This window comes from Streptomyces lancefieldiae, from assembly GCF_031845825.1.
Taxonomy (GTDB): Bacteria; Actinomycetota; Actinomycetes; order Streptomycetales; family Streptomycetaceae; genus Streptomyces; species Streptomyces lancefieldiae.
The window spans coordinates 222,240-246,099 of record NZ_JAVRFH010000004.1 but is presented as its reverse complement, the minus strand read 5'-3'; the positions used below and the strand labels follow the sequence as shown (position 1 = coordinate 246,099).

General features: G+C 73.1%; 19 protein-coding genes and 2 tRNA genes. 6 read left to right on the top strand and 15 right to left on the bottom strand.

All coding sequences use genetic code 11. The features are described 5' to 3' along the window. Positions 1 to 58: 58 nt before the first annotated feature. Complete coding sequence (locus RM812_RS06180) at positions 59 to 880, top strand: YceI family protein (RefSeq protein WP_311571367.1); 822 nt, start codon at positions 59 to 61, stop codon at positions 878 to 880. On the opposite strand, the gene RM812_RS06175 is transcribed toward RM812_RS06180, so the two are convergent. Both RM812_RS06175 and RM812_RS06170 read right to left on the bottom strand, forming a co-directional pair. Beyond that, positions 863 to 1,564 (bottom strand): GAF and ANTAR domain-containing protein, encoded by a 702-nt coding sequence (locus RM812_RS06175; RefSeq protein ID WP_311571366.1) that lies wholly within the window; start codon positions 1,562 to 1,564, stop codon positions 863 to 865. The genes RM812_RS06180 and RM812_RS06175 overlap by 18 nt on opposite strands. Positions 1,565 to 1,582: 18 nt before the next feature. Continuing rightward, the gene (locus tag RM812_RS06170; RefSeq protein WP_311571365.1) at positions 1,583 to 2,335 is read right to left on the bottom strand and encodes an ANTAR domain-containing protein; all 753 of its coding nucleotides are present in this window, start codon (positions 2,333 to 2,335) and stop codon (positions 1,583 to 1,585) included. 217 nt (positions 2,336 to 2,552) lie between these two features. On the opposite strand from RM812_RS06170, the gene RM812_RS06165 reads away from it, so the two are divergent. Next, the gene (locus tag RM812_RS06165) at positions 2,553 to 2,933 is read left to right on the top strand and encodes an STAS domain-containing protein (protein ID WP_311571364.1); all 381 of its coding nucleotides are present in this window, start codon (positions 2,553 to 2,555) and stop codon (positions 2,931 to 2,933) included. A 75-nt stretch (positions 2,934 to 3,008) separates the two neighbouring features. On the opposite strand, the gene RM812_RS06160 is transcribed toward RM812_RS06165, so the two are convergent. From RM812_RS06160 to RM812_RS06140, 5 genes are all read right to left on the bottom strand, one after another. Beyond that, entirely contained in the window at positions 3,009 to 5,201 is a 2,193-nt protein-coding gene (locus tag RM812_RS06160) for an ArnT family glycosyltransferase (protein ID WP_311571363.1), read from the bottom strand. Next, on the bottom strand, positions 5,198 to 6,634 hold the full coding sequence (locus tag RM812_RS06155) for a bifunctional glycosyltransferase family 2/GtrA family protein (protein ID WP_311571362.1): 1,437 nt from the start codon (positions 6,632 to 6,634) through the stop codon (positions 5,198 to 5,200). Before RM812_RS06155 ends, RM812_RS06160 begins: the two co-directional genes overlap by 4 nt. Positions 6,635 to 6,648: 14 nt before the next feature. Continuing rightward, positions 6,649 to 8,199, bottom strand: a complete 1,551-nt coding sequence (locus tag RM812_RS06150; RefSeq protein ID WP_311571361.1) for a sensor histidine kinase — start codon at positions 8,197 to 8,199, stop codon at positions 6,649 to 6,651. Further along, entirely contained in the window at positions 8,196 to 8,936 is a 741-nt protein-coding gene (locus RM812_RS06145) for a response regulator transcription factor (RefSeq protein ID WP_311571360.1), read from the bottom strand. Before RM812_RS06145 ends, RM812_RS06150 begins: the two co-directional genes overlap by 4 nt. Positions 8,937 to 9,164: 228 nt before the next feature. Continuing rightward, entirely contained in the window at positions 9,165 to 10,046 is an 882-nt protein-coding gene (locus tag RM812_RS06140; RefSeq protein ID WP_311571359.1) for a DUF2797 domain-containing protein, read from the bottom strand. Positions 10,047 to 10,126: 80 nt separating this feature from the next. Between RM812_RS06140 and RM812_RS06135 the strand changes: the two genes are divergently transcribed. Beyond that, positions 10,127 to 10,486, top strand: a complete 360-nt coding sequence (locus RM812_RS06135; protein ID WP_311571358.1) for a winged helix-turn-helix transcriptional regulator — start codon at positions 10,127 to 10,129, stop codon at positions 10,484 to 10,486. A gap of 22 nt (positions 10,487 to 10,508) precedes the next feature. Here RM812_RS06135 and RM812_RS06130 read toward each other — a convergent pair whose 3' ends face one another. The 4 genes from RM812_RS06130 to RM812_RS06115 all read right to left on the bottom strand — a co-directional run bounded on the left by RM812_RS06130 (position 10,509) and on the right by RM812_RS06115 (position 13,116). Then, complete coding sequence (locus RM812_RS06130; RefSeq protein WP_311571357.1) at positions 10,509 to 11,996, bottom strand: peptidoglycan D,D-transpeptidase FtsI family protein; 1,488 nt, start codon at positions 11,994 to 11,996, stop codon at positions 10,509 to 10,511. Positions 11,997 to 12,084: 88 nt separating this feature from the next. Then, complete coding sequence (locus RM812_RS06125) at positions 12,085 to 12,579, bottom strand: DUF6234 family protein (protein ID WP_311571356.1); 495 nt, start codon at positions 12,577 to 12,579, stop codon at positions 12,085 to 12,087. Between the two features lie 158 nt (positions 12,580 to 12,737). Beyond that, positions 12,738 to 12,810, bottom strand: a tRNA-Arg gene (locus RM812_RS06120). A gap of 215 nt (positions 12,811 to 13,025) precedes the next feature. Then, positions 13,026 to 13,116 (bottom strand) — tRNA-Ser (locus tag RM812_RS06115). Positions 13,117 to 13,288: 172 nt separating this feature from the next. On the opposite strand from RM812_RS06115, the gene RM812_RS06110 reads away from it, so the two are divergent. Both RM812_RS06110 and RM812_RS06105 read left to right on the top strand, forming a co-directional pair. Further along, positions 13,289 to 13,741, top strand: coding sequence for an SSI family serine proteinase inhibitor (locus tag RM812_RS06110; protein WP_311571355.1), 453 nt, complete (start codon positions 13,289 to 13,291; stop codon positions 13,739 to 13,741). A 199-nt stretch (positions 13,742 to 13,940) separates the two neighbouring features. Beyond that, positions 13,941 to 18,425, top strand: a complete 4,485-nt coding sequence (locus tag RM812_RS06105) for a hybrid sensor histidine kinase/response regulator (protein ID WP_311571354.1) — start codon at positions 13,941 to 13,943, stop codon at positions 18,423 to 18,425. A 78-nt stretch (positions 18,426 to 18,503) separates the two neighbouring features. Here the strand turns inward: RM812_RS06105 and RM812_RS06100 are convergent, their stop codons facing one another. Then, a complete protein-coding gene (locus tag RM812_RS06100) occupies positions 18,504 to 19,082 on the bottom strand; it encodes a TetR family transcriptional regulator (protein WP_311571353.1) in 579 nt (192 codons plus the stop codon). A gap of 165 nt (positions 19,083 to 19,247) precedes the next feature. Here RM812_RS06100 and RM812_RS06095 point away from each other — a divergent pair, with 165 nt between their 5' ends. Beyond that, a complete protein-coding gene (locus RM812_RS06095) occupies positions 19,248 to 20,474 on the top strand; it encodes an MFS transporter (RefSeq protein WP_311571352.1) in 1,227 nt (408 codons plus the stop codon). A 97-nt stretch (positions 20,475 to 20,571) separates the two neighbouring features. Here the strand turns inward: RM812_RS06095 and RM812_RS06090 are convergent, their stop codons facing one another. The 3 genes from RM812_RS06090 to RM812_RS06080 all read right to left on the bottom strand — a co-directional run bounded on the left by RM812_RS06090 (position 20,572) and on the right by RM812_RS06080 (position 23,602). Then, positions 20,572 to 22,248, bottom strand: a complete 1,677-nt coding sequence (locus tag RM812_RS06090; RefSeq protein WP_311571351.1) for a long-chain fatty acid--CoA ligase — start codon at positions 22,246 to 22,248, stop codon at positions 20,572 to 20,574. A gap of 128 nt (positions 22,249 to 22,376) precedes the next feature. Then, positions 22,377 to 22,958 carry a SigE family RNA polymerase sigma factor gene (locus RM812_RS06085; protein WP_311571350.1) on the bottom strand — a complete coding sequence of 194 codons (582 nt, stop codon included), beginning with the start codon at positions 22,956 to 22,958 and terminating at the stop codon, positions 22,377 to 22,379. Between the two features lie 320 nt (positions 22,959 to 23,278). Further along, positions 23,279 to 23,602, bottom strand: coding sequence for a hypothetical protein (locus tag RM812_RS06080; protein ID WP_311571349.1), 324 nt, complete (start codon positions 23,600 to 23,602; stop codon positions 23,279 to 23,281). Positions 23,603 to 23,860: the final 258 nt, after the last annotated feature.

Below are 23,860 nucleotides of genomic sequence, written 5' to 3'. Positions count from 1 at the left end.
TCATCGACATCTACGACCTCTACGACCAATTTCTGAGCCTTTGCAGGGAGAAAACGGGATGGGACTGACCGCGAGGATTCGCACGCGGGACGGATGGGCCGTGTCGCACGCGGTCGTCACGGTGACCGACATGACCGGCACGCAGGTACTGCGCGCCGAGGCGGACACCGAGGGCACCGTGCGGGACACGACCCCGCTCGCGCCCGGGCCGTACACCGTCATCGTCACCGCCGTCGGCTACGCGCCCGCCGCCTCCAGCGCGATCGTCACCGCGAGCGGACGCGCCGAGGTGGGCACCGTGACGCTGACCCGCCAGGGCGGCACCGAGCTGCCGCCGCCCGGGCCCTGGACCGTCGACCCGGCGCACTCCAGCGTGGCCGCAGTCGCCCAGCACCTGGGCATCTCCAGCGTGCACGGCCGGTTCACGGACTTCGCCGGCACCGTCGAGATCGCCCCGGACGACATCACCAAGTCCCGGGTGGAGGCCGTGATCAAGGCCGCGTCCATCGACACCGGCAACGGCATGCGCGACACCCACCTGCGCTCCGCCGACTTCCTGGACGTCGAGCGGTACCCGGAGATCACCTACCGCTCCACCGGTGTGTCCCAGGCCGGTTCCGACCGCTGGACCGTCCAGGGCGAACTGGGCCTGCACGGCGTCGTCCGCCCCGTCGACCTGGACCTGGCCTACCTCGGCACCGGCGCCGACCCCTGGGGCGGCACCCGGGCGGCGTTCCGCGCGACCACCGAGCTGCGCCGCGAGGACTTCGCCATGAACTACAACCAGGTCCTCCAGGCCGGCATCGCCGCCATCGGCACCACGCTCCGCGTCGAGCTGGACATCCAGGCGGTCCAGGGGGACTCACTGCCGGCCGCGTGAGGCACGGCGGGACGCCCGGGCCACCAGTTCGTCGCACAGGTCCCGGAGCTTGACGTTCGTGTGCTGCGAGGCCCGCCGCAGCCGCTCCAGGGCGTGGTGGGCGTCGATCCGCTCCCGGGCCATGAGAATGCCGACCGCCTGGTCGATGACGCTGCGGGAGAGCAGGGCGGTGCGCACGTCGGCCGCCGAGGCCTGCTGCCGCTCGACACGCAGGGCCTCGTTCACGGCGTCCGCGGCCCGCGCCACGAAGGTGCGGGCCGCTTGGTGCGAGTCGGCGGGCGAGCCGGGTTCGCGCCCGTAGAGATTGAGCGCGGCGCCCGTCTCGCCCTCGACGGGCAGCGGCAGCGCCAGCACCCGGCGCACGCCGGTGGCCAGCGCGTACCGCGTGTACGCGGGCCAGCGGGTCTCCGTGGCGAGGTCGGGGGCGTACTGCGTGCACCCCGTCTCCGCGGCGTCCACACAGGGGCCCGAGCCGTTCTCGTACTGCCGCAGGCCCAGGCCGCTGGGCAGGCCGGAGCTGCCCGCCAGGGTCATCAGGCGGTCGGCACGGCGCACCGTGACCGAGCAGGCGACGGCCCAGGACACCTGCGCGACCGCACGGTCGGTCAGGTCGCGCAGCAGGGTGTCGAGCCCCTGGCTGCGCGCGATGGCCTTCTCGAACGTGTCTTGGGTCTGCGAGGTCATGTCCCTACGGATGTCCCGTCACCGCTCGACCACGCCTCGCCCCCCGGCGCCGGTGTTCGCGTCGACGATGCGGCGGGCGAGGTCGCGCAGCTTCACGTTCTCCCGCTGCGAGGCCTTCACCAGGGAGTCGAAGGCCCCCGCCGCGTCGATGCCCAGCCGCTCCATGAGGATGCCGGTGGCCTGGCCGATCAGGTCCCGGGTGCGCATGGCCTCGGTGAGCTGCTCGCGCACGGTCGCCGAGTCCAGGGCGAGGCTGACGTGCGCGGTGAACAGCCGGCCGATGCGGGTGGCGTCCTCGTCGAAGGCGCGCGGCTTGCGGGCGTACGCCGTCAGGACGGTCAGGCGGCGCCGGTCGGCGCGCAGCCGCAGCGACAGCGCCGAGCGGAGGCCGAGGTCGGACAGGGCGTTGCCGCCGCCGTCGGCCTCGCTGTCCTCTATCCGCACCACGGACGTGGTCCACAGGTTCTCCCAGTCCGGATGCGGCCCGCGGCTGCCGCCGTACCGGGGCTCGTCCGCGAACCGCACGGCCTCGTCCGTCCGGGCGAGCGTGCGCGGGCGGCTGCCCCGCTGGATCTCCGAGATGTCCGCGTGCTCCGCGCCGGGCAGCAGCCGCACCGCCAGCTCGACGGCGGTGCTCAGGGTGTGGTCCGGGGTGCCCGTCCCGTGCAGGTGCCGGGCCGCCGCCGTCAGGGCCTCGGCGAGCTCGAAACCCGCCGGAAAACGCGGCACATCGGTAAATTCGGACGCAGTCACCACGAACCTCTTCGGCATGCGCGGCCCAACGGCCGTGCGCAGGAGAGCTCCGCAGCACATTCCTGACTGCGAGCACAGGACGAACAGCACTTTAGCCGCTTGGTTGCGCGCCGGTGACGCCCGGCCGACGGACCGGGCGGGCGCCCTTCCGCGCCCCTCGCCCGCGTGGTGCAATGGGGCCGGGTCAGGAAGCGGCCTTGTCGGAAGCCGGACGGACGTCTGTCAGGTGAGTGCCGTGACCTTCCTTCCCCATCCCAGCGAGACGTGCGAGCCGTGCGACCCACCCGGCCGCGTCGTGCTCGCCCTGCCCCGCGAGATCGACTTCTGCAACGCCGCGGGGCTGCTGCCCCTGATCATGGCCGCGGTGGACCAACGGTCCGACGGGCTGCGCCTCCTCGTCCTGGACCTGGCCGGGACCCGCTTCATGGACTCCCAGGGCGTCCGCCTCCTCGAGGACGTGCGCCGGCGTCTGCCCGGCCGCGTCCGGCTGCGGGTGGTGGCCGCGCCGACGGGCGTGCCGAGCCGCGTCCTGGAACTGTCCGGCCTGCGCCGGGACGTGCCGGTGTACGACGACCTCACGGAGGCGCTGCGGCCGGAGAACGGGGCCGCGGCCTAGCGCGGTGCCACGGGCGGAGGGCGGCGGCCGAAGCCACCGCCCGTTGTCCCGGTACTGTCTCTCGCTGCCGAGGCGTCAGCTGCCGTCGGTCGGTCGTGTGAGGTCGTAGAAGGTGGCCGAACCGGCCGTGACCTCCTTGAAGTTGGCCTCGACCCACGAGGTGATCTGCGACGAGGCGCCGGAGTCGCCGCCCATGCCGCCGCCCATCCCGCCGCCGATGAAGTAGTGGATCCTGCCGTCCGCCACGTACTCCTTGAACTGGGCCAGTGTGGGCGACGGGTCCGTGCCGTTGAAGCCGCCGATCGCCATCACCGGGTCGCCGGTGCCGAGCTGGTAGCTCGCGGCGTTCTGGGAGCCGATCGCCGCGGCGACCCAGGTGTACCGGTCGGCGTCGGTCTCCAGCAGCTTCTTGGCCTCGGAGCCGACCTGGGCGCCGTTGAGCAGGCCGCCCATGCCGCCACCACCGCCGCCACCACCCATCGGGCCGCCCTCGCCGGTCCCGCCGTTCGGGGCCGTCCGGCCGTTCTGGCCGGTTCCGGGGGTGCCGTTGCCCTGCTGGTTCCCGCCGGGCGCGCCGCCGGGGAAGCCGCCGCCCCCGGGGCCGCCCCGGCCCTGGCCCTGGCCGGGTGCGTTTGCGCCGCCGGGGAAGCCGCCGCCTCCGCGGCCACCGCCCCGGCCGCCGCCACCGCCCGGGCCGCCCATCATGCTCGCACCGGCCGGTCCGGCCGTGACGATGGAGCCGCTGTGCCCTTCCCGCACGGTGCTCAGCGTGTACGCGGTGGGCGCGGCCAGCGCCGCCACCACGGCCAGCCCCGCCACCCCGAGCGCGTTCCGCCGCCCCAGCCGCCCGACGAACACGAGCCCGAGCGCGGCGCTCAGGCCGCCGACCAGGACCAGCCACTTCAGCCAGGGCAGGTAGTCGGGTGTGCGGTTGAGGAGTACGTATCCCCAGGCCGCGGTCGCCGTGGCGGCGACGGCGAGGGCGAGCGACGCCCAGGCCCGCTCCCGCCGCTCCCACAGCGTCGCCGCGCCCATGCCGATCACGGCCGCCAGACAGGGCGCGAGGGCCACCGTGTAGTACTGGTGGAAGATGCCCGCCATGTAGCTGAAGACGGCCGTGGTCATCAGCAGCGAGCCGCCCCAGACCAGGAAGGACGCACGGGCGACATCGGTACGGCCGGCGCGGCGCGTGGCGATCAGTCCCCCGACGAGCAGGATCAGGGCGGCCGGGAGCAGCCAGGAGATCTGGCCGCCGATCTCGGAGTTGAACATCCGGTCCCAGCCGGTCTCGCCCCACTGCCCGCCGCCCGCGCCGCCCATGCCGCCGCCACCGCCGCCGACGCTGCCGGTCTCTTCGCCGTTGAGCCGGCCGAGGCCGTTGTAGCCGAAGGTCAGCTCCAGGAAGCTGTTGTTCTGCGAGCCGCCGATGTACGGGCGGGACGACGCCGGCCACAGCTCCACGACCGCGACCCACCAGCCGCCGGCGACGACGATCGCGAGGGTCGCCAGCGCGAGCTGTCCCAGCCGCTTCTTCAGCCGCACCGGCGCGCAGAAGCCGTGGACGAGTGCCAGGGGAGGCAGGATCAGGAAGGCCTGGAGGGTCTTCGCCAGGAACGCGAAGCCGATCGCGACGCCCGCCCACACCAGCCACCTGGTCCGCCCGTCCTCCAGTGCCCGGACGACGAGGTAGCAGGCGACGGACATCAGCAGCGCCAGCAGCGCGTCCGGGTTGTTGAACCGGAACATCAGCGCCGCGACGGGCGTGAGCGCCAGCACGGCACCGGCGATCAGCCCGGCCGCCGGACTGAACCGGCGGCGCACGGCCGCGTACACGACGGCGACCGTCGCGACGCCCATCAGCACCTCGGGGGCCAGGATCGACCACGAGCTCAGCCCGAAGACCCTGACCGCCAGCGCCATCGGCCACAGGGCGGCCGGAGGCTTGTCGACGGTGATGGCGTTGCCCGCGTCGAGCGAGCCGAAGAAGAACGCCTTCCAGGACTGGCTGCCCGCCTGCACGGCCGCCGAGTAGAAGGAGTTGGCGTAGCCGGAGGCGCTCAGGTTGCAGAGGTAGAGCAGGGCGGTGGCCAGCAGCAGGCCGAGGAGGGCGGGGCGCACCCAGCCGGGGTCCTCGGGGCGGCCCCGCCACGGTCTGCGCGGCCGGGGCTGCCCGGACGCGGGCGGCGCCGCCGACGGCGGCCCCCACTCCTGGCCGTCCGAGGGGCGTGTGTCCCCCGCGTACGTCGTCCGGTCGTCGTGCGTCGTCATCGTCCGTCCCTCGGGTCGGTGTCGGCGGGGCGCACCGGGCGCAGCCGTGCGGTCGCGTCCCCCCAGGCGCGGTCCGCGACGTCATCGGCGCGGAACGGGGCCGTCTCGTGCGGGGCCGCCCCGTGCGGCCGCAGCTGTTGAGGCGCGTCCGGCGAGCGGGGCGCGTCCGGCGTGCGGGGCGTGTCGGGGGTGGGCGGCGTGTCCGGGAACACCCAGGCGCGGAAGAGCAGGAAGCGCAGCACGGTGGCCGCGAGGTTGGCGGCGATCAGCACCGCCAGCTCGGTGGAGTGGTCCGGGTCGGCCGTCGCCGCGTTCAGCGCCGCAAGCGATCCGCTGGTCAGGACGAGGCCGATGCCGAAGACGACCAGCCCCTGCGCCTGGTGCCGCACGGCTCCGCCCCGGCCCCGCACCCCGAACGTCAGCCGCCGGTTGGCGGCCGTGTTGGCGACCGCCGAGACCAGCAGGGCGAGCGCGTTGGCGGGCTGGGAGCCGGCGAAGAGGCGGAAGCCGCTGTAGAGCAGCAGGTAGAAGAGGGTGGACAGGGCGCCGACGACACAGAAGCCGACGAGCTGCCGGGCCAGCCCCTGCGGTACGTCCTTCAGGTCCCGGTCGCGCGGATCGTCACCGAACGGCCGGGCCAGCCGGTCCAGCGGCAGCGAACCGGTGGCCAGGGCCTTGCCGACCCGCCACACGCCCTTGAGGTCCTCGGTCGCGGTCTTCACGATGTGCACGGTGGAGTCCGGGTCGTCGACCCAGTCGACCGGCACCTCGTGGATGCGCAGCCCCGCGCGCTCGGCGAGCACCAGCATCTCGGTGTCGAAGAACCAGCCGGTGTCCTCCACCAACGGCAGCAGCACCCGCGCCACGTCCCGGCGGATCGCCTTGAAACCGCACTGCGCGTCGGAGAAGCGGGCCTGGAGGGAGCCGCGCAGGATGAGGTTGTAGGAGCGGGAGATGAACTCCCGCTTGGCGCCGCGCACCACCCGCGAGCTGCGGGCGAGCCGGGAGCCGATCGCGAGGTCCGAGTGACCGGATATCAGCGGGGCCACCAGCGGCAGCAGCGCGTTCAGGTCGGTCGACAGGTCGACGTCCATGTAGGCGAGGACCGGGGCGTCGGAGGCCGACCAGACGGTCCTGAGGGCCCGGCCCCGTCCCTTCTGCTCCAGCCGGGAGGACCTGACCTCGGCGAGCTCCGCCGCCAAGCGCGCCGCCACGTGCGGGGTGGCGTCCGTGGAGGCGTTGTCCGCGACCGTGATGCGGAACGCGTACGGGAACGTGCGGGTGAGGTGCTCGTGCAGCCTCAGGACGCACGGCCTCAGGTCCTTCTCCTCGTTGTAGACGGGGATCACTACGTCCAGGACGGGCGCACCGGCTCCTGCGGCCGGGAGGTGCTCCCGCGCCGGCAGGGAGCCGGGAGAAGAGTCGGTTCGCATGGGACCGACTCTTCTCACGTCCCCTGTCGCACCCGTGTGGTGACGCTGTGGTGTGCCTGTGAGTGCGTGCCGGCGCTCCCCCGGGCGGGTCGCGCGGGCAGGTACACGGTGAAGACCGTCCGCCCCGGCACGCTGTCGACCGTCACTCCACCGCCGTGCGCGGCCGTCACGGCCTGCACGATGGCGAGCCCGAGGCCCGTCGAGCCGGTCGCCCGGGAGCGCGCGGAGTCGCCGCGCGCGAAACGCTCGAAGACGTGCGGCAGCAACCCGGCCGGGATGCCGGGCCCGTTGTCCTCGACGTCCACGCACAGCCACGCACCGCCGGACCGCACGCGCGCGGTGACGGTCGTACCGGGCGGGGTGTGGTTGCGGGCGTTGCCCAGCAGGTTGACCAGCACCTGCTGGAGCCGGGCGGCGTCCGCCGACACCAGCGCCGGTTCGTCGGGCAGGTCGAGCCGCCAGACGTGGTCGAGGCCGGCCGCTCGGGCGTCGCTGACGGTGTCCACGACGAGCGGTACGAGGTCGGTCTTTTCGAACTGCAACGGCCGCCCCGCGTCCAGGCGGGCGAGCAGGAGCAGGTCCTCGACCAGCAGGGTCATCCGCCCGGCCTCGGACTCGATCCGGCCCAGCGCGTGCCGGGTGTCGGGGCCGATCCGTTCCCTTCCCCTGCGGGTGAGTTCGGCGTACCCGCGGATGGAGGCGAGCGGCGTGCGCAGCTCGTGGCTGGCGTCCGCGACGAACTGCCGTACCCGGGTCTCGCTCTCCTGCCGGGCGTGCAGCGCTCCGTGCACGTGGTTGAGCATCCGGTTGAGCGCGGCTCCGACCCGGCCGACCTCGGTGTGCGGGTCGCACTCGGACTCCGGGACGCGTTCGTCGAGGTTCACCTCGCCCGCGTGCAGGGGCAGTTCGGAGACCCGCGTGGCGGTGGCGGCGACCCTGCGCAGGGGGCGGGTGGCGACACCGACGATGACGGTCCCGGCGAGGGAGGCCGCGATGAGACCGGCGGCGGTGACGCTGGCCTCCACGAGGATCAGGGTGTTGATGGTGCCGGTGACGTCCGAGGTGGGGAGGGCGGCGTAGTAGCCGTCCTGGTACTGCACGCGGTAGTCGCCGAGGCCGGGGATCCCGACGCTGTGCGCGCCGTCGTCCCGGGGGACGGAGGCCAGCGCGGCGCGTCCCGCCTCGTCGAGGGAGACCGCCGTCGTACGGCTGAGGTCGGTGCTCTCGTCGTCCTCCTTGCCGTACTTGGCGTCGACGACCTCGCCGCCCCGCACCTCGGCGACGATCGTGTCGCGCGGCTGCGGTCCGTGCCTGACGAACTCGTCCAGGTCCATCCGCTGCTGCGGTCCTCCGCCGCCCGCCTTGAAGTCGCCCGGCGGCCCGAAGCCGGACACCCGCATCGCGACCTCGTGCACCTGCCCGTCCAACTGCTCGTACAGATGCGACCGCAACGCCACCGTCGTCACCGTCCCGATCACCGCGCACACCACGGCGATCAGCGCCACCGACGCGACGACGAGCCGCGTCCGCAGGGTCCGCGGCCGCGGTCGTCGCCGCCCGCTCACGAGGTCGCGGGCTTGATCAGGTATCCGGCGCCACGCCGGGTGTGGATCATCGGCTCGCGACCGGCGTCGATCTTCCGGCGCAGATAGGAGATGTACAGCTCGACGACGTTGGCCTGCCCGCCGAAGTCGTAGGACCACACGCGGTCCAGGATCTGCGCCTTGCTCAGCACGCGCCGCGGGTTGCGCATGAGGAAGCGCAGCAGCTCGAACTCCGTGGCGGTGAGGTGGATGCCGTCGCCGCCCCGGGTGACCTCGTGGCTGTCCTCGTCGAGGGTGAGGTCGCCGACGACGAGTACGGAGTCGGACCGCCGGTCGGCGGCCCCCGAGCGCCGGATCAGTCCGCGCAGCCGGGCCACGACCTCCTCCAGGCTGAACGGCTTGGTGACGTAGTCGTCCCCGCCGGCGGTCAGCCCGGCGATCCGGTCCTCGACCGCGTCCTTGGCGGTCAGGAACAGCACCGGCACGTCGGGCAGGTCACGGCGCAGCCGCCCGAGCACGCTCAGCCCGTCCATGTCGGGGAGCATCATGTCCAGTACGACGGCGTCGGGCCGGAACTCCCTCGCGGCCTGGACGGCACCGTGCCCGTCCCCCGCGCTGCGGATCTGCCAGCCCTCGTAGCGCAGGGCCATGGACAGCAACTCGGTGATGGACAGCTCGTCGTCCACTACAAGCACCCGGACGGGGCTCCCGTCCGGCCTCAGCAGTTCGGTGCGCCCCTGGGGCGAGGTCGTGGTCATACCGGACACCATGTCGGGACGCTCTGAGAGCACCCTTTCCCCGAGCTGTGATTTCTCTGAGAAACCCACAGGGGCCTCTCAGGAACCCCCTGGGCAGCCCTCCAGCACTCGGTTCTCCGCCCAGGACCTCGGCCGGTGCACGGACAAGAGGCGGGCTCGGGCAGGGCGGCCGAGGCCGGGCAGGACGGGCGGGTGGGCAGGACAGGCGAGTGGGCAGGACAGGCGAGGTCAGAACAGCCCGTCCTGTACTCCGGCCGCTCCTTTGAGCTCCCGCACGGGCACGGCACACGGCTCACCCGCGGTGGGCACCAGCTCCCACCCCGTCATCAGCCGCGTGTCGAGGACGACGACGCCGCGCTCCGTCGCCAGATGCAGATCCGGCCCGGCGACCGCCACCAGCTCACCACCGATCGCCCCGCCCGCCACCAACTGGACCACCTCGCCCACGGCGGCCGGCCCACGATCCGACTGCTCGATCCCGAAGACGCGCGCGTGATCCACTCCCCGGAACGGCTCCGGCGTCAGCGACTCCGGCCAGCCGCCGAGCCCCACCGCCCGCGCGTGCAGCTCCGCGATCTCGGCCGCCCGCTCCGCCTCCGTCCCCGGCAGCCCCGCCCGCACCGCGCGCTTGTGGCTGTACGGAATCCGGTCGGGCACCCGCAGCGCGGCCCGCAGCAGCTCCTCGGTGCGCCGCGCGGCCATCAGCGGCCCCCGGCCCAGCCAGCTGAAGCAGACGGCCCCCTGCTCGAGCAGCCGGGCATCTCCCCGTTCGTACGCGGTGATCCCCACCTTGACGAGGCCCGGCCCGAACCAGGCCAGGTACACGCGGTACGGCCGGGGATCGTCCGCCAGCGTGTCGGCGGCCACGGAGTGCGCCCGGTCCAGCCGCGCGCACTCCTCGCACCGCGCCCCCGTACTCCGCCCCGGCACGGCCGCCCCGGCCGGGCACGCGTGCCCCCGCGCTCCCCCGCACGTCCGTACACCCCCCTCGGCGACCCCGAAGGCCACCCGTTTCCCCCGGGTCAGCGCACTGCGCCGCCCCCCGACCCATGTCAGCACGGGACCGCCCGCCGCCCACCGCAGCCCCGAGCACTTCCATGCCTGTGCCATCTCTGTCGAGAGTAGAGGGCACCACTGACAACGACCGGGCGGGCACTCACCCGAAGTCAGTGCCCGCCCGGAAGTACGGTATGAACATGGCAGAAAGTGAACCGATGTGCCCCGAGCGCCTGGTCATGGAGCACGTCACCAGCCGCTGGGGCACCCTGGCCCTGATCGCGCTGCTGGAGCGCTCGTACCGCTTCAGCGAACTGCGCCGGGAGATCGGCCGGGTCAGCGAGAAGATGCTCGCCCAGACCCTGCAGACCCTGGAACGCGACGGCCTGGTCCACCGCGACGCCAAGCCCGTGATCCCGCCCCGCGTGGACTACTCCCTGACCGACCTCGGCCGCGAGGCCGCGGAACAGGTCCGGGACCTCGCGCGGTGGACGGAGCGGCGGATGGCGGCGGTCGAGCGGGCCCGCGCGGCGTACGACGCGACGAGGGCGTGACGCACCGCCATCCGCGGCGGCGTCACTGCTTCAGGACCGCCTTCATGACGCTCTTGGCGATCGGCGCGCCGAGACCGCCACCGGAGATGTCCTCACGGGAGATGTCCATGTCGGTCGGGTCGATGAACACGGCCACGGCGACGGAGGACCCGTCGTCCTTCTTGCCGTAGGAGACGAACCAGCCGTACGGCACCTCGTCGGCCACGTTGACACCGCGCTGCGCGGTACCGGTCTTGCCGCCGACCGTGATGCCGTCGATCTGCGCGCGGCGGGCGCTGCCCTCCTTGGCGGTGAACTCCATCATCTGCTGGACCTTCTGCGCGGTCTCCGCGGAGACCGCCTCGCTCATCACCTTGGGTTCGGCCTTCTCCAGGGTGCCGAGGTCGGGGCCCTTGACCTCGTCGACGATGTAGGGCTGCATCAGCTTGCCGTCGTTGGCCAGGGCGGCGGTGACCATGGCCATCTGCATCGGCGTGCTGGTGAGGCTGCCCTGCCCCATGCCGGTGAGCGCCGTGCCCGGCTTGTCGAGGTTCTCGGGGTAGAGGCTCTTGGTGGCGAGCAGGTCGCCGAAGTCCTCGGAGTAGACGTCCTCGTTGAAGCCGAACTTCTCGGCCGTCTCGCGCATCTTCTCCGCGCCGAGCTTGGACGCGGCGTCGAGGAAGACGTTGTTGCACGAGTGCTGCATCGCGACCTTCATCGAGGCGTTGCCGCACACCGCGTCACCGGCCTCGCTGCCGATCCTGTTGCTGGCCTGCGGCAGCTTGTACGGAGAGGGGGCGTCCGTGCGGGCGTCGATGTCGGTGACGATCCCGTTCTCCAGGGCGGCGGCCGCGGTGAGGATCTTGAAGGTGGAGCCCGGCGGGTAGGTCTCGCGCAGCGCGCGGTTGGCCAGCGGCTTGTTCTTCTCCTTGTCGAGCGCCACGAACCGGTCGGACTCCTTGAAGGTGCTCCCCGCGAACGTCGACGGGTCGTAGGAGGGCGCCGAGACCAGCGCCAGCACCTTCCCCGTCCGGGGATCCAGGGCGACCACGGCCCCCCGCGCGCCCTTCAGGTCGGTCAGCCCGTCCCAGGCGGCCTTCTGCGCCTTCGGGTCGATGGTGGTGACGACCGAGCCGGCCCGCCGGCCCTCACCGCTGATGACGTCGGCGAAGCGCTGGAAGGCCAGCCGGTCGTCCTTGCCGGTCAGGATGCCGTCGTACGTCTTCTCCAGCAGCGTCATGCCCTGCGCCTGCGACGCGTATCCCGTCACCGGCGCGTACATCGGACCGTCGGCATAGGTGCGCTTGTACTTGAGGTCGGTGCCCTTCACCTCGGTGGAGCCGGTGATGGCCCGGCCACCGACGACGATGTCTCCGCGCGGGGTGGCGAACTGCTCGATCTGGACGCGCCGGTTCTTGGTGTCGGAGGCGAGCTCCGGGGCCCGGACGTACTGCAGCCAGTTCGCGCGGATCAACAGGCCGAGCACGAGCAGCCCGCAGAAGATCGCCACGGCCCTCAGTGGCTTGTTCACCGGATGCCTCCGTCGAGGCTCGGCCGGATGGATATGGAGATGCGTCGTCCCAACATGCGCACACCCTAGACACAGTGGCCCACGGCGATCACCCCGGCGCCTGAAGGCCGCGGGCGCCGCCCATCAGTCGACGGGCATCCGGGCCCTGTGCACTCGGCGTGGTCCGGTCCTGAGGCAGCCGGCAGCCCACCGCTGACGGAGTGTCACGACACCGCTGGTCCTGGTGGGACTGGACTTCCACGCCGCCGAAGACGAGGCCGCAGATCAGAGCGGCCATGACGGCTTGGCTGACAACCGTCGCCACAGCCCCGGCCCATGCGGCTGTCGCGGCCGCCACCACGGCGAGGACTCCGACTCCACCGGCGGCGGCCAGGTAGTTCCACAAGGAATCGGTCGTGACGCTCTTCGCCGGGTCGAGGCGGAACCCGGACAGGAACCAGAGCCCGAAGATCACCACCAGGACGCTCGACTCCACGAACACGAGACCGCACCCGGCTCCGATGTCGGCACCACGGTCTGCACGGCGCCGCCGTCCGGGGCCAGGGGTGGCGTCGAAGGCCGGCGGGGCAGCGGGCAGGCTCATGCTCGCCACCCTGCCCGCGCGGGCGAGGCCGGCGCATGAGTACGACTACTCAGCGACAACGACTCCCTACCCGTTCTCCGGGACGGTTGCCGCCGAAGACTGCCGTCAAGGCAAAAGCCGGAAGCCCCGTGGATATCCACGGGGCTTCCGGTCTGCTGTGCACTCGGCAGGATTCGAACCTGCAACCTTCTGATCCGTAGTCAGATGCTCTATCCGTTAAGCTACGAGTGCTTGTGTTTTTCAGTTTTCCCGCCGCTCCCGGCCCTTCCGGCCCGCTCGCGGCGACAGGAAGAACATTACATGACTGCCGCCGTCATGTGAAATCCATTGGCCACACCCCTTGTGACCTGCGGAAACATCACCCAGGGCGCTCAGGGTCACGCAGGAGCACCACCCCGGACAACACCGAAGCCCCGGCCGTGGGGCCGGGGCTTCGGTGATCGGTGCGGAGGCGGAGGGATTTGAACCCTCGATGGGCTTTAAAACCCAAACCGCATTAGCAGTGCGGCGCCATAGACCGGACTAGGCGACGCCTCCAGACAACATCACCCCTCGCGTGCGAGCGCGAGTGGCGCGTGCCGATGATGACACAGTCGAGCGCGCTGTCACCAATCGACCCCTACGGTACTAGGCAGGCGGGCCGCAGGGCAAAGACCTTGTGGCGCGGCCGGTCGCGCAACGTCCGGCGGGCCGGAACGTTAGTCAGGGCATGTCGAAGATCAACCGTCTCCCCGGCGCCGCCCGCCTCCTCGGCGCCGCCGCCCTGTCCCTCGCCGCCCTCGCCCCCCTGTCCGCCGCACACCCCGCGGCAGCCGTGCCGGACGGTGACCACCTCACGGTCACCGTCCGGGACGCCGGCGCGGACGCGGACGGCACCTACGAGCTGTACTGCAACCCCGCCGGCGGCAGCCATCCCGACCCGGCCGGCGCCTGCGCCGCCGCCGAACGCGACACGCGGTGGGGACAGGACCCCTTCGCACCGGTCCCGGAGGGCAGCCTCTGCACCATGCAGCACGGCGGACCCGCCACCGCACACGTCACCGGCATCTGGGCCGGACGCCCCGTCGACGCCACGTACGACCGCCGTAACGGCTGCGCCATCTCCCGCTGGGACCGCATGGTGCCGCTGCTGCCCGCGCTGGGGGCGCCGGGACGGTCGTAGCGGGTCTCGTGCGCCTGCCGGGGGCGGCGCACGAGCACCCGGTCACATGTTCTACGTCACTTCCTCGGACGACCTCCGTCCCATCCTTCACCTCCGGCCGGGGTCCAACCCTTAGACTCCCTCGCGTGACACTGCTGCGGGCCGATTGGCAAGATGGCCCAGGCGGTCGGCAAGTGCGGTAACAGGAGGGAAGCGTCTCGTGAGCAGCAGGCCATCCCGAGGCGCTGCTCGCCTCGCAGCCATACTGGACGCCCTGCCCGACGCGTTGGTCCTGGTCAACGCCAACGGCACCGTCGTCAACGCGAACACCATCGCGCTGGAGGCCTTCGAGGCCCCGGGCACCGCGCTGGTCGGACGCGGGCTGCTGGATCTGCTGCCGCAGTTCGACTCGCGGCTCATCCCCGGGTCCATGCGGCGGCCGGACCACGTCGACCCGCGGGCGCGCACCAAGCCGACGCGGATGGTCGCCCGGCGCACCGACGGCACCGAGTTCCCGGTCGAGGTCGCCAGCGCCAACCTGGAGAACGGCCAGCAGGCCTACGACAGCTACGGCTACACCGGCGACGAACTGCTGATGCTCGTCGTCCGCGATCTCTCCGGCACCGTCGACACCGAGGCCGAACTGGCCCGTTCGCAGCGGCAGACCGAGATGATCCTGCGGGCCGCCTCCGAGGGCGTCGTGGGCACCGACACCGACGGGCGGATCGTCCTCGTCAACCCGGCCGCCGCCCAGATCCTGGGCTACCGGGCCAGCGACCTCGGCGGCCGTGAGCTGCACACCCTCGTCCTGCACTCGCGGGCCGACGGCTCGCCCTTCCCGTACGACGAGTCCCCGCTCGCCGACACGCTCCGCTCCGGCCGCAAGCACCGGGTGCGCGGGCAGGTGGTGTTCACCAAGAGCGGCGACCAGGTCCCGGTCGACCTGACGACCGCGCCCGTGCGCGACGGCGACCAGCTCGTCGGCGCCGTGCTGACCTTCACCGACCGGCGGCCGTTCGACGCACTTGTGAAGGAGCGGGAGGACGCGGAGCAGCGGCACGCCGAGGAATTGGAGCGGCTCGCCGAGGAACACGCCTCCGAGCTCACGGCGTTGCGCCAGCAGCACGTCACCGAGCTGGAGGAGCTGCGGGAGAAGCACGCGGAGGAGACCGCCGCGGACGCGGACCGCTATGCCGCGCTCGGTGAGCGGGAGAAGGACCGGTACGAGGCGATCGCCGCCCGGCACGAACAGCTGCTCACCCTCCTCGGCGACTCCCTGCGCGGGCCCCTGGAGGAGCTGCGCCAGGAACTGGCCGCGCTGGCCGCGGACGACGCCGGGCAGCTGTGGCCCGAGGCCAACCAGGTGCTGCACCATCTCTCGGCCGGTTACTCCCGCATCACCACGCTCATCGACAACGTCCTCGGCTACCAGCGCCTCGACGTCGGCAACGAGAACATCGCCCGTACGAAGGTGATGCTCGACGCCGTCGTCGCCGCCGGTGTCGACGGGGCCGTCGAGCTGATCGGGCCGGGACGGGTGCAGTTCGCCGTGCACGCGCCGCCCATCGAGGCCGAGGTGGATCCCCGGCTGCTGGCCACCGCGCTCGCGCACCTCGTCGCGGACGTGGCGGGCGTCGACGCCACCGGCAACTCGCCCGTGTCGGCGACGGGCGGGTACCTGGACAACACCGTCGTGGTGGCGGCGGCGCAGCGCGGCGAGGTCGTACGCATCGAGGTGCGCGGGCCGTACGCCGGGGGAGACCCGGTGCACGAGCCGATCGTGCGCGGGATCGTGCGGGCGCACGGTGGCGTGCTGCAGACGCACGAGGTGCCGGGCATGAGTGGCAGCGCGTACGTGCTGGAGGTGCCGATCGGCGGTGGGGCGGGGGCCGTCGCGGCCCAAGCGCCGGTCCCGGCTGCCGCCCTCGCTCCGGCCGCCGAGGCCGACGACGGCGCGGGCACGGAGGCCGTGGCAGGCGTGGGCAACGCGCTCGCCGTTCAGGAGTCGCCCCCCGGTGGCGGACGGCGGCGTGCCCGGCGGGCGTCGGTCGACGCGTTCCTGGAGAGCGAGGTCGCGGGCGCGTCCGGCGCGGCGGGTACGGGTGCCGACGGGGCCGTCGGTCCCGAGGGCGACGACGCCGTACCGACCGGCCGGCGCAGGCGGCGTACGGCTCAGGTGCAGGGCGCACCGGGCCAGGCAGGGGCAGCCCGGGAAGAGACGCAGGGGGCGGGCCCGCTTCCGGTTCCCGCGCAGGCGGCACCGGGTGAGGGGTCCGGCGGCACCGGGCGCCGACGCGGGCGGCCCGGGGACGACGCGGGGGCCGCGGAGGGCGCCGTCGAGGGTGTGCCGCAGGGAACGGCCGCCGGGGTGTCCGAGGGCGCCGTCGTCATGGCCGGCGAGAACACCGGCGGGGCCGCGGCCTCCAACACCGGTCTGGGCGGGACCGTGCCGCCGCAGGGCGTGCCCGCGCCGACCGGGCGCCGTGCCCGGCGGGACGGTGGCGAGCAGCACGCGCTGCCCGCGGCGCTGCCCGCGCAGGCCGGCGAGGCGGACCCGTCCGACGCGTCCCTGCCCACCGGGCGCCGCCGGCGTGCCCTGGCCTCCGCGAACGAGCGTGCCGCGGCGCAGGAGGCGGCGCCGCGTCAGGTGTTCGCGCTGCCGCCCGCCGACGCGGACCGGCCGTCCGACGGGGCGCCGCAGCCGCCGCACGGGACCGCCGGGGCCGTGGCCCCCGCGGCTCCTACCGCTCCCGTGGCTCCCGCGGATCAGGCCCGGGTGCCCGGACCGACGGTTTCCGGTGACGCCCTGCTCGACGACGGCCGGCACGACGCCGTGCCGCACGACCAGGCCGACGACCACACCCCGCCGCAGCCGCACCCGGTGGAGGCGCCCACGGGACGCCGCCGCCGGGCCGGGTCGACCCGGCCGGCCGAAACGGTGCCGGGCCCCGCGCCCGCACCGGGACAGGGGGTTCCGGTGCTGGGGGGCCCGATGCCGGGCGCTCCGACGCCGGGCGCGCCTGTGCCTGCGCAGAGCACCGCCGGCCACGGCGTACCGATGCCCGCGCAGCCCCCCACAGGCCACAGCGCACCCTTGTCCGCGCACCCCACCGCCCACCAGGGCGCACCCGCCCCGGAAGCCGCACCCGCGCAGCACCCCGCTCGCGACGGGGCGCCCCGGTCCGCCGAGACCGCCGAGGCCGCCGGACCCGTCGCCGGCACCGCGCGGCCCGCGACCGCGGGTCAGGCCGCCCCCGCCCCGACGCCGTGGCCCGCCGCCGCGGACACCACGGGTGCCGGCACCCCCGTGCCGCCGGGCGTCGTCGCCCGTGAGGTGCCGCCCGCGCCCCCCGCCCCGGCACCCCCGCACAACGTCCCCGCCGCCACGCCGAGCCGCGGCACCCCGTTGCCGCCGGAGAACGCCCCGGCGCCGCGCGCGGCGCAGCCCCTGCCCGCCGAGGCCTCCGCTCCGGGGGACCCGAACTCGACGCAGGGCCGGTCGATCAGCGTGCGGACGCTGGGCCAGGGCGTGCCGTTCAATCGGCAGGCGCTCCAGGTGCAGCAGCCGTCGACCCTGCCCGCGCCGCCCCCTCAGCAGTCGGCCACCCCCGCCCCGCACCAGCCGGGCGGCTCCGGTCGGCGCCGCAAGCTCGGCACGCCGCCCGACCCGGCCTCCGCGCACCCGGAGCAGACGGCCCGTCCGCACCCCTCGGCCGAGCAGCCGTCCCCCGCGACGCAGCCGAGGACGCGCCCGCAGCCCCAGCCTCAACCGCCGGGCCAGGGACAGGGCCAGGGGCAGCCGTCCCTGGCCGGCGGTCAGCCCCGGCGCGCACCGGGGACCGAGGGCGTCGGACGGTCGTACGCCATAGGGGCACCGGACAAGAACGCCGCCGAGGGGCCCGAGCCGCTGGACGGTCCCGGCGGTGCCGTGGAGGTGGCCGACCCGCCGCGTCCGCAGCCGATGGACGACGAGCTGCCGCCGGAGCCGCTGGACAACCCGCGCCGGCTGCTGGTGTGGCCCGCACCGGACGTCTCCACGCAGCAGGCGCTCAGCGACCGCGGCTACCGGCCGGTGATCGTGCACTCGCGCGAAGAGGTCGACGCACAGATCGCGGCGTTCCCCGCCGCGCTGTTCGTGGACCCGCTGACCGGGCCGATCACCCGTACGGCGCTCCAGTCGCTGCGGCAGGCGGCGGTTGCGGCCGAGGTACCGGTACTGGTCACGGCCGGGCTCGGGCAGGCCTCGCGCGACGCGGCCTACGGCGCCGATCCCGCCGTCCTGCTGAAGGCGCTCGCGCCGCGCGACAGCGAGCAGCACCCGCCGCGCGTGCTGCTGATCGAGGAGCACGCGGAGATCGCGCTGGCCCTGACCACGACGCTGGAGCGGCGGGGGATGCAGGTGGCGCGCGCGGCGAGTGACGCCGACGCGGTGACGCTGGCGGGGCAGTTCCGGCCGAACCTGGTCGTGATGGACCTGATGCAGGTGCACCGGCGCCAGGAGGGCTTCGCCGGGATCGTCGACTGGCTGCGTGCGAACGGCCGGCTCAACCGCACCCCGCTCGTCGTCTACACCGCCGCCGTCGACCAGGCCGACCTGCCGCGGCTGGCCTCGGGCGAGACCGTGCTGTTCCTGGCGGAGCGTTCCACCAGCGGCGAGGTGCAGTCCGGGATCGTCGAGCTGCTGGCGCGGATCGGGACCAACTGACGCCGCTCCGGGCGGAGACGACGCGCGGGCCTGGCCGGAGAGGCTGCCGCACGTCCGACCGGAGACGATGCCGCGCGTCTAGGCGGAGAAGATGCTGCGCGCCGCCTTCTTGATCGAGGCGCGCAGGCGGTCCGCGTCCGTGTCCTCGCCGCCGACCAGGATGCGCTTCATCTGGGGCACGACGACCGCCCAGTTGGCCATGGCGACCAGCAGGAAGAGGAGGTCGGGCGCGGGGATGGCGTCGGTGATCACGCCACGCTCCTGGCCGTCCCGGACGGCGGCGACCTTGCGGGCGTAGTGCGCCTGGCGTTCGGCCTCGTGCGGCAGCTCGGCGGTGCCGTACTCCATGCCCTCCCAGAAGAGGAGGCGCAGCAGCTCGGGGTGGGCGCCGTGGTAGTCCAGCAGGCGGTCGATCCAGCCCTCGACGTCGTCCGGGTCGACGGGGACGGAGATCGCGAGGTCGAGCATCTTGTTCTCGAGGACGGTGGCGAACAGCTCGCTCTTGTTGCCGTAGTAGGCGTAGATCAGCTGCTTGTTGGCCTTGGCCTCGGTCGCGATGCGGTCGATGCGGGCACCGGCGATGCCGTACCGGGCGAACTCGGCGACCGCCGCCTCGAAGATGCGGGCTTTGGTGGCCTCGGGGTCCCTTGCTGCCATGGGGACAGGGTAGCGGGGCGGGCCGGATAACCAACCGTTTGGTTGACACAGTCGGGGAATGCGGGCCAGACTCCCGGAGTTACTTCCAACCAACCAGTTAGTTGCTGACCCTGGTTGTCAGTGCGCAGTCAGCCGTTCAGTGCGCTCGAAGGAGTCGCTCCGCTCATGCCGTCATCATCGTCCGCAGCCGCTCGGACCGGAACCGGAACAGACCGGACGCGACCGTCCGCCAAGCCGGCCCCGACCACGTCCCGGCTCTTCCTCCCGCTGATCGCCCTCTGCACCGCCGTGACGGCCGCCAACATCTACGTCGCGGTGCCACTGCTGCCCCTCATCGCCCACGACTTCGGCTCCACCCCCTCGGCGGTGGCCTGGCTCGCCTCGGTCGCGCAGTTCGGGTACGCGGCCGGCCTGCTCTTCTTCGCCCCGCTCGGGGCCGGCGTGAACCGGCGCCGCCTCGTCGCCGTCCTCTCCCTGGTCGCCGCGGCGGCCCTGGTCGCCGGCGCCGCGACGGCCGGGACCGGCGCGCTCGCCGGCGCCGTGCTGGTCGCCTCCGCCGCGACCGTCGTACCGCAGCTGCTCGTTCCGCTGGTCGCCGAGCGCGCCCCCGCCGAGCGCCGGGGCCGTCATGTCGCGGCCGTCATCGCGGGCCTGTTCACCGGCGTCGTGGCGGCACGGGTGCTGGGCGGGCTGGTCGGGCAGGCCTTCGGCTGGCGCGTGGTGTTCGTGGGCGCGGCCGTGCTGACCGCCGCGCTGGGCCTGGCCACCGCGTACATACTCCCCGCGGAGCGGCGGCAGCGGCAGGGCCCGCTGTTCGCCGGCCTCGCCGCGCTGCCCGGTGTGGTGCGCCACTCGCCGGACCTGTGGCGCGCGTGCGTGCGGCAGGCGGGGATGTACGGCGCCTGGAGCGCCCTGTGGACGTCGCTGGCACTGCTCCTGACAGAGGACGGCGGGTACGGCATGACCACCGCCGCGGCCGGGCTGTTCGGCCTGTTCGGGCTCGCGGCGAGTGTCGTCGCGCCGCTCGCGGGCGGCCTGGTCGACCGGTTCGGCGCCGCCAAGGTCGTACGGTCCGCGTATCTGCTCGCCGCCGTGTCCGTGCCGCTGTTCTGGCTGGGCGGGCGGACGATGGCGGCCCTGTGCGCGGCGGCGGTCCTGGTGCACGCCGCGCTGGTCGCCTCCCACGTCGCCAACCAGACCCTCGCCCTGACGACCACCTCCGCCCCGGCCACCGCCAACACGGCGTACGTGGTGGCGGGCTTCGCGGGCGGCGCCCTGGCCTCGGCCCTCGCGGGGCCCGCGTTCAGCCACTGGGGCTGGGGCGGGGTGTGCGCGGTGGCGGCGGCGTGGCTGGTCCTGGGGTGGACGGCGACGGCCGTACGGAAGCGGTGAGCGACGCCCGTGCAGGGAGCGGAGACCGACGCCCCGTACAGGAGCGGTGAGCACGCGGATGCCGGGCGGTGGGTGCCGCCCGGCACCGGCGCGTCGGTCAGAGCCGGGTGACGTCCAGCCCGCCGTCGGCGTACCGCCTGCGCAGCACCTTCTTGTCGAACTTGCCGACGCTCGTCTTCGGCACGGCGTCGATGATCGTCCAGCGCTCCGGAAGCTGCCACTTGGCGATCTTGCCGTCCTCGGCGAGGAAGGCGCGCAGGGCGGCGAAGTCGGCGCTCGCGCCCTCCTTGAGGACGACGGTGGCCAGCGGGCGCTCGCCCCACTTGTCGTCGGGGACGGCGACGACCGCGGCCTCGGCGACGTCCGGGTGGGACATGAGCGCGTTCTCCAGCTCGACGGAGGAGATCCACTCGCCGCCGGACTTGATGACGTCCTTGGCCCGGTCGGTGAGGGTGAGGAAGCCGTCGGCGGAGATGGTGCCGACGTCTCCCGTCTTCAGCCAGCCGTCCTCGCTGAACTTGTCGGCGGGGCGCAGCGGCTCGGCGCCGGGGCCGTTGTAGTAGGCGCCGGCGATCCAGTTGCCGCGGACCTCCAGCTCACCGGCGGACTCGCCGTCCCAGGGGAGGCGCTCGCCGCCGGGACCGGTGAGGCGGGCCTCGACGCCGGCCGGGAAACGGCCCTGGGTGAGCCGGTACGCGAACTCCTCCGGCGAGCCGACCGCGTGGGCCGGCGGCCGGGCGACCGTGCCGAGCGGCGAGGTCTCCGTCATGCCCCAGGCGTGGCAGACCCGCATGCCCAGCTTGTCGAAGGCCACCATCAGGGACGGCGGGCACGCGGAGCCGCCGATGGTGACCTGGGTGAGCGAGGAGACGTCCCGGGACCGCGCGGTCAGCTCGGCGAGCAGGCCCTGCCAGATGGTGGGGACGGCGGCGGCGTGCGTGGGCCGCTCGCTCTCGATCATCGCGGCGAGCGGCGCGGGCTGCAGGAAGCGGTCCGGCATCAGCATGTTGACGCCGGTCATGAAGGTGGCGTGCGGCAGGCCCCAGGCGTTGACGTGGAACTGCGGGACCACGACCAGCGAGGTGTCCTGGTCGGTCAGCCCCATCGACTGGGCCATGTTGACCTGCATCGAGTGCAGGTAGACGGAGCGGTGGCTGTAGACCACGCCCTTGGGGTCGCCGGTGGTGCCGGAGGTGTAGCACATGGCGGCGGCGGCGCGCTCGTCCAGCTCGGGCCAGTCGTACGTGGTCGGCTTCCCGGCGATCAGGTCCTCGTACTCGTGCACCCGGACGGACGCACCGTCCAGCAGGGAGCGGTCGCCCGGGCCGGTGACGACGACGTGCTCGACCGTCTTCAGGTGCGGCAGCAGCGGGGCGAGCAGCGGCAGCAGCGAGCCGTTGGCGATCACCACCCGGTCGGCCGCGTGGTTCACGATCCAGGCCAGCTGCTCGGGCGGGAGACGGAGGTTGAGGGTGTGGAGGACCGCGCCCATGGAGGGGATCGCGAAGTAGGCCTCGACGTGTTCCGCGTTGTTCCAGGCGAGAGTCGCCACCCGTTCGTCGCCCCGGACCGCGAGGTCCTCGCGCAGGGCGTGCGCCAGTTGGGCGGCGCGGGCGCCGATCTCGGCGAAGGAACGGCGGTGCGGCTCGCCCTCACCGGTCCAGGTGGTCACCTGCGAGCTGCCGTGGATCGTCGACCCGTGGGTGAGGATCCTCGAGATCAGCAGCGGTACGTCCTGCATCGTGCTCAGCACGGTGTCCTCCCGGGGCGACATTGCCTACGCGGCGGTAAGGGATGCGCTGATTCTGCGCACATACCGCGCGGTATGTCACTACTCCCGGGCGATCGATCAGTGGGTGGCGCCCCGCGGGGTCACTCACCGACGTCTCCCGTAGGGGGTTACTACCGGACGAACACCAGCTCAGGGTCTTCGCGCAGCTTGCCCAGCGCCCGGGAGACCGCCGACTTCACCGTGCCCACGGAAACGCCGAGCACTTCGGCCGTCTGCGCCTCGCTGAGGTCCTCGTAGTACCTGAGGACGACCATCGCACGCTGCCGGGCGGGGAGCTTCATGATCGCCCGCCACATCGCGTCGTGCAGGGCCTGCCGCTCCGCCGGGTCGTCGCCGCCGGGGACGAGCTCCGGCTCCGGCAGCTCGTCGCAGGCGAACTCGTCGACCTTGCGCTTGCGCCACTGCGACGTCCTGGTGTTCAGCAGCGCCCGGCGCACATAGCCGTCCACCGCGCGATGGTCCTCGATGCGCTCCCAGGCCACGTACGTCTTGGTGAGCGCGGTCTGCAGCAGGTCCTCCGCGTCGCTCGGGTTCGCGGTCAGCGACCGGGCGGTACGCAGCAGCACCGGCTGGCGGGCCTTCACGTACGACGAGAACGACGGGTACGGGAAGGTCTGCGTCCTTGCTGCGGCCCTGGCCGGGGCCTTGGCTGTGGCGGCGTTCGAAGCGCTGGTGCAGACGGGTGCGGTCATGCCTCAACGCTACGAGCGCGGGGATGCCCGGCGGATCGGCCGCAGGTCCCGAAGCAGAGTCCGCCTCAGGTTGTAGGGGTGGTGCTGGCCCCACCTCCTGTAGGTGGACGAGGGGAGCAGGGGTACTGCGGGTTCACCCCTGGGGGCGGCCACCGGACCGTGCGCGGAGGCAGCGCACGGCTCGGCACGTCCGGACGCGGAAACGCCTGGGCGGCGGTACCGAAGCACCGCCACCCAGACGCCTTGCGACCCCCTGAAGCACACCGCCCGGAGACCGAGGGACCGGCGCCGGAGCGCACCCGCACCGGCCCCTCAGCTCCTCACCACAGGGGGGAGAAGCCGACGGCGACGTTCTCGTTGCCCTGGTTGATGACCGTGAACGCGGAACCGTCGACCTGCGCGGTGTTGCTCTGGTTCGAGGCGCCCGAGCCGACCGCCTGCTGCTGCGTGGTGGACGAGTTGCCGTTGTTGTCGTCGCCGACGCCGCTGCCGATGATGCCCGCGGAGGCGTCGGCGGCGGTCGCGTTCGATCCGTCGTCCGCGAAGGCGCCGTTGTCCGCCGACGCCACGCCGCCGAAGAGGGCGACGGCGAGCGGAAGGGCGGCGACGGCGGCGATGACGCGGGCGGTACGGATGCTTGCCATGTGTTCCTCCAGAACAAGTGCGCACCGGCTTGCAGCCGACAACGCGATAAGTATGGGAACTGCGTGAAGTGAGAAGTTGTGTGGAGCTCTGTGAACCATGGTTCTTGCCAAGGCAGTTGGCCGGCCGCCTCGACGCTGTGCACGACGTCGCGTGATCAGAGTTGCCCACCGATCACCGGTGAACCACCTGGGAAGCCCTGATTCGCCCTCAAGCGTGAGGACATGTCGATAAACCCCTTTGCTTCACTTCCACCTCAT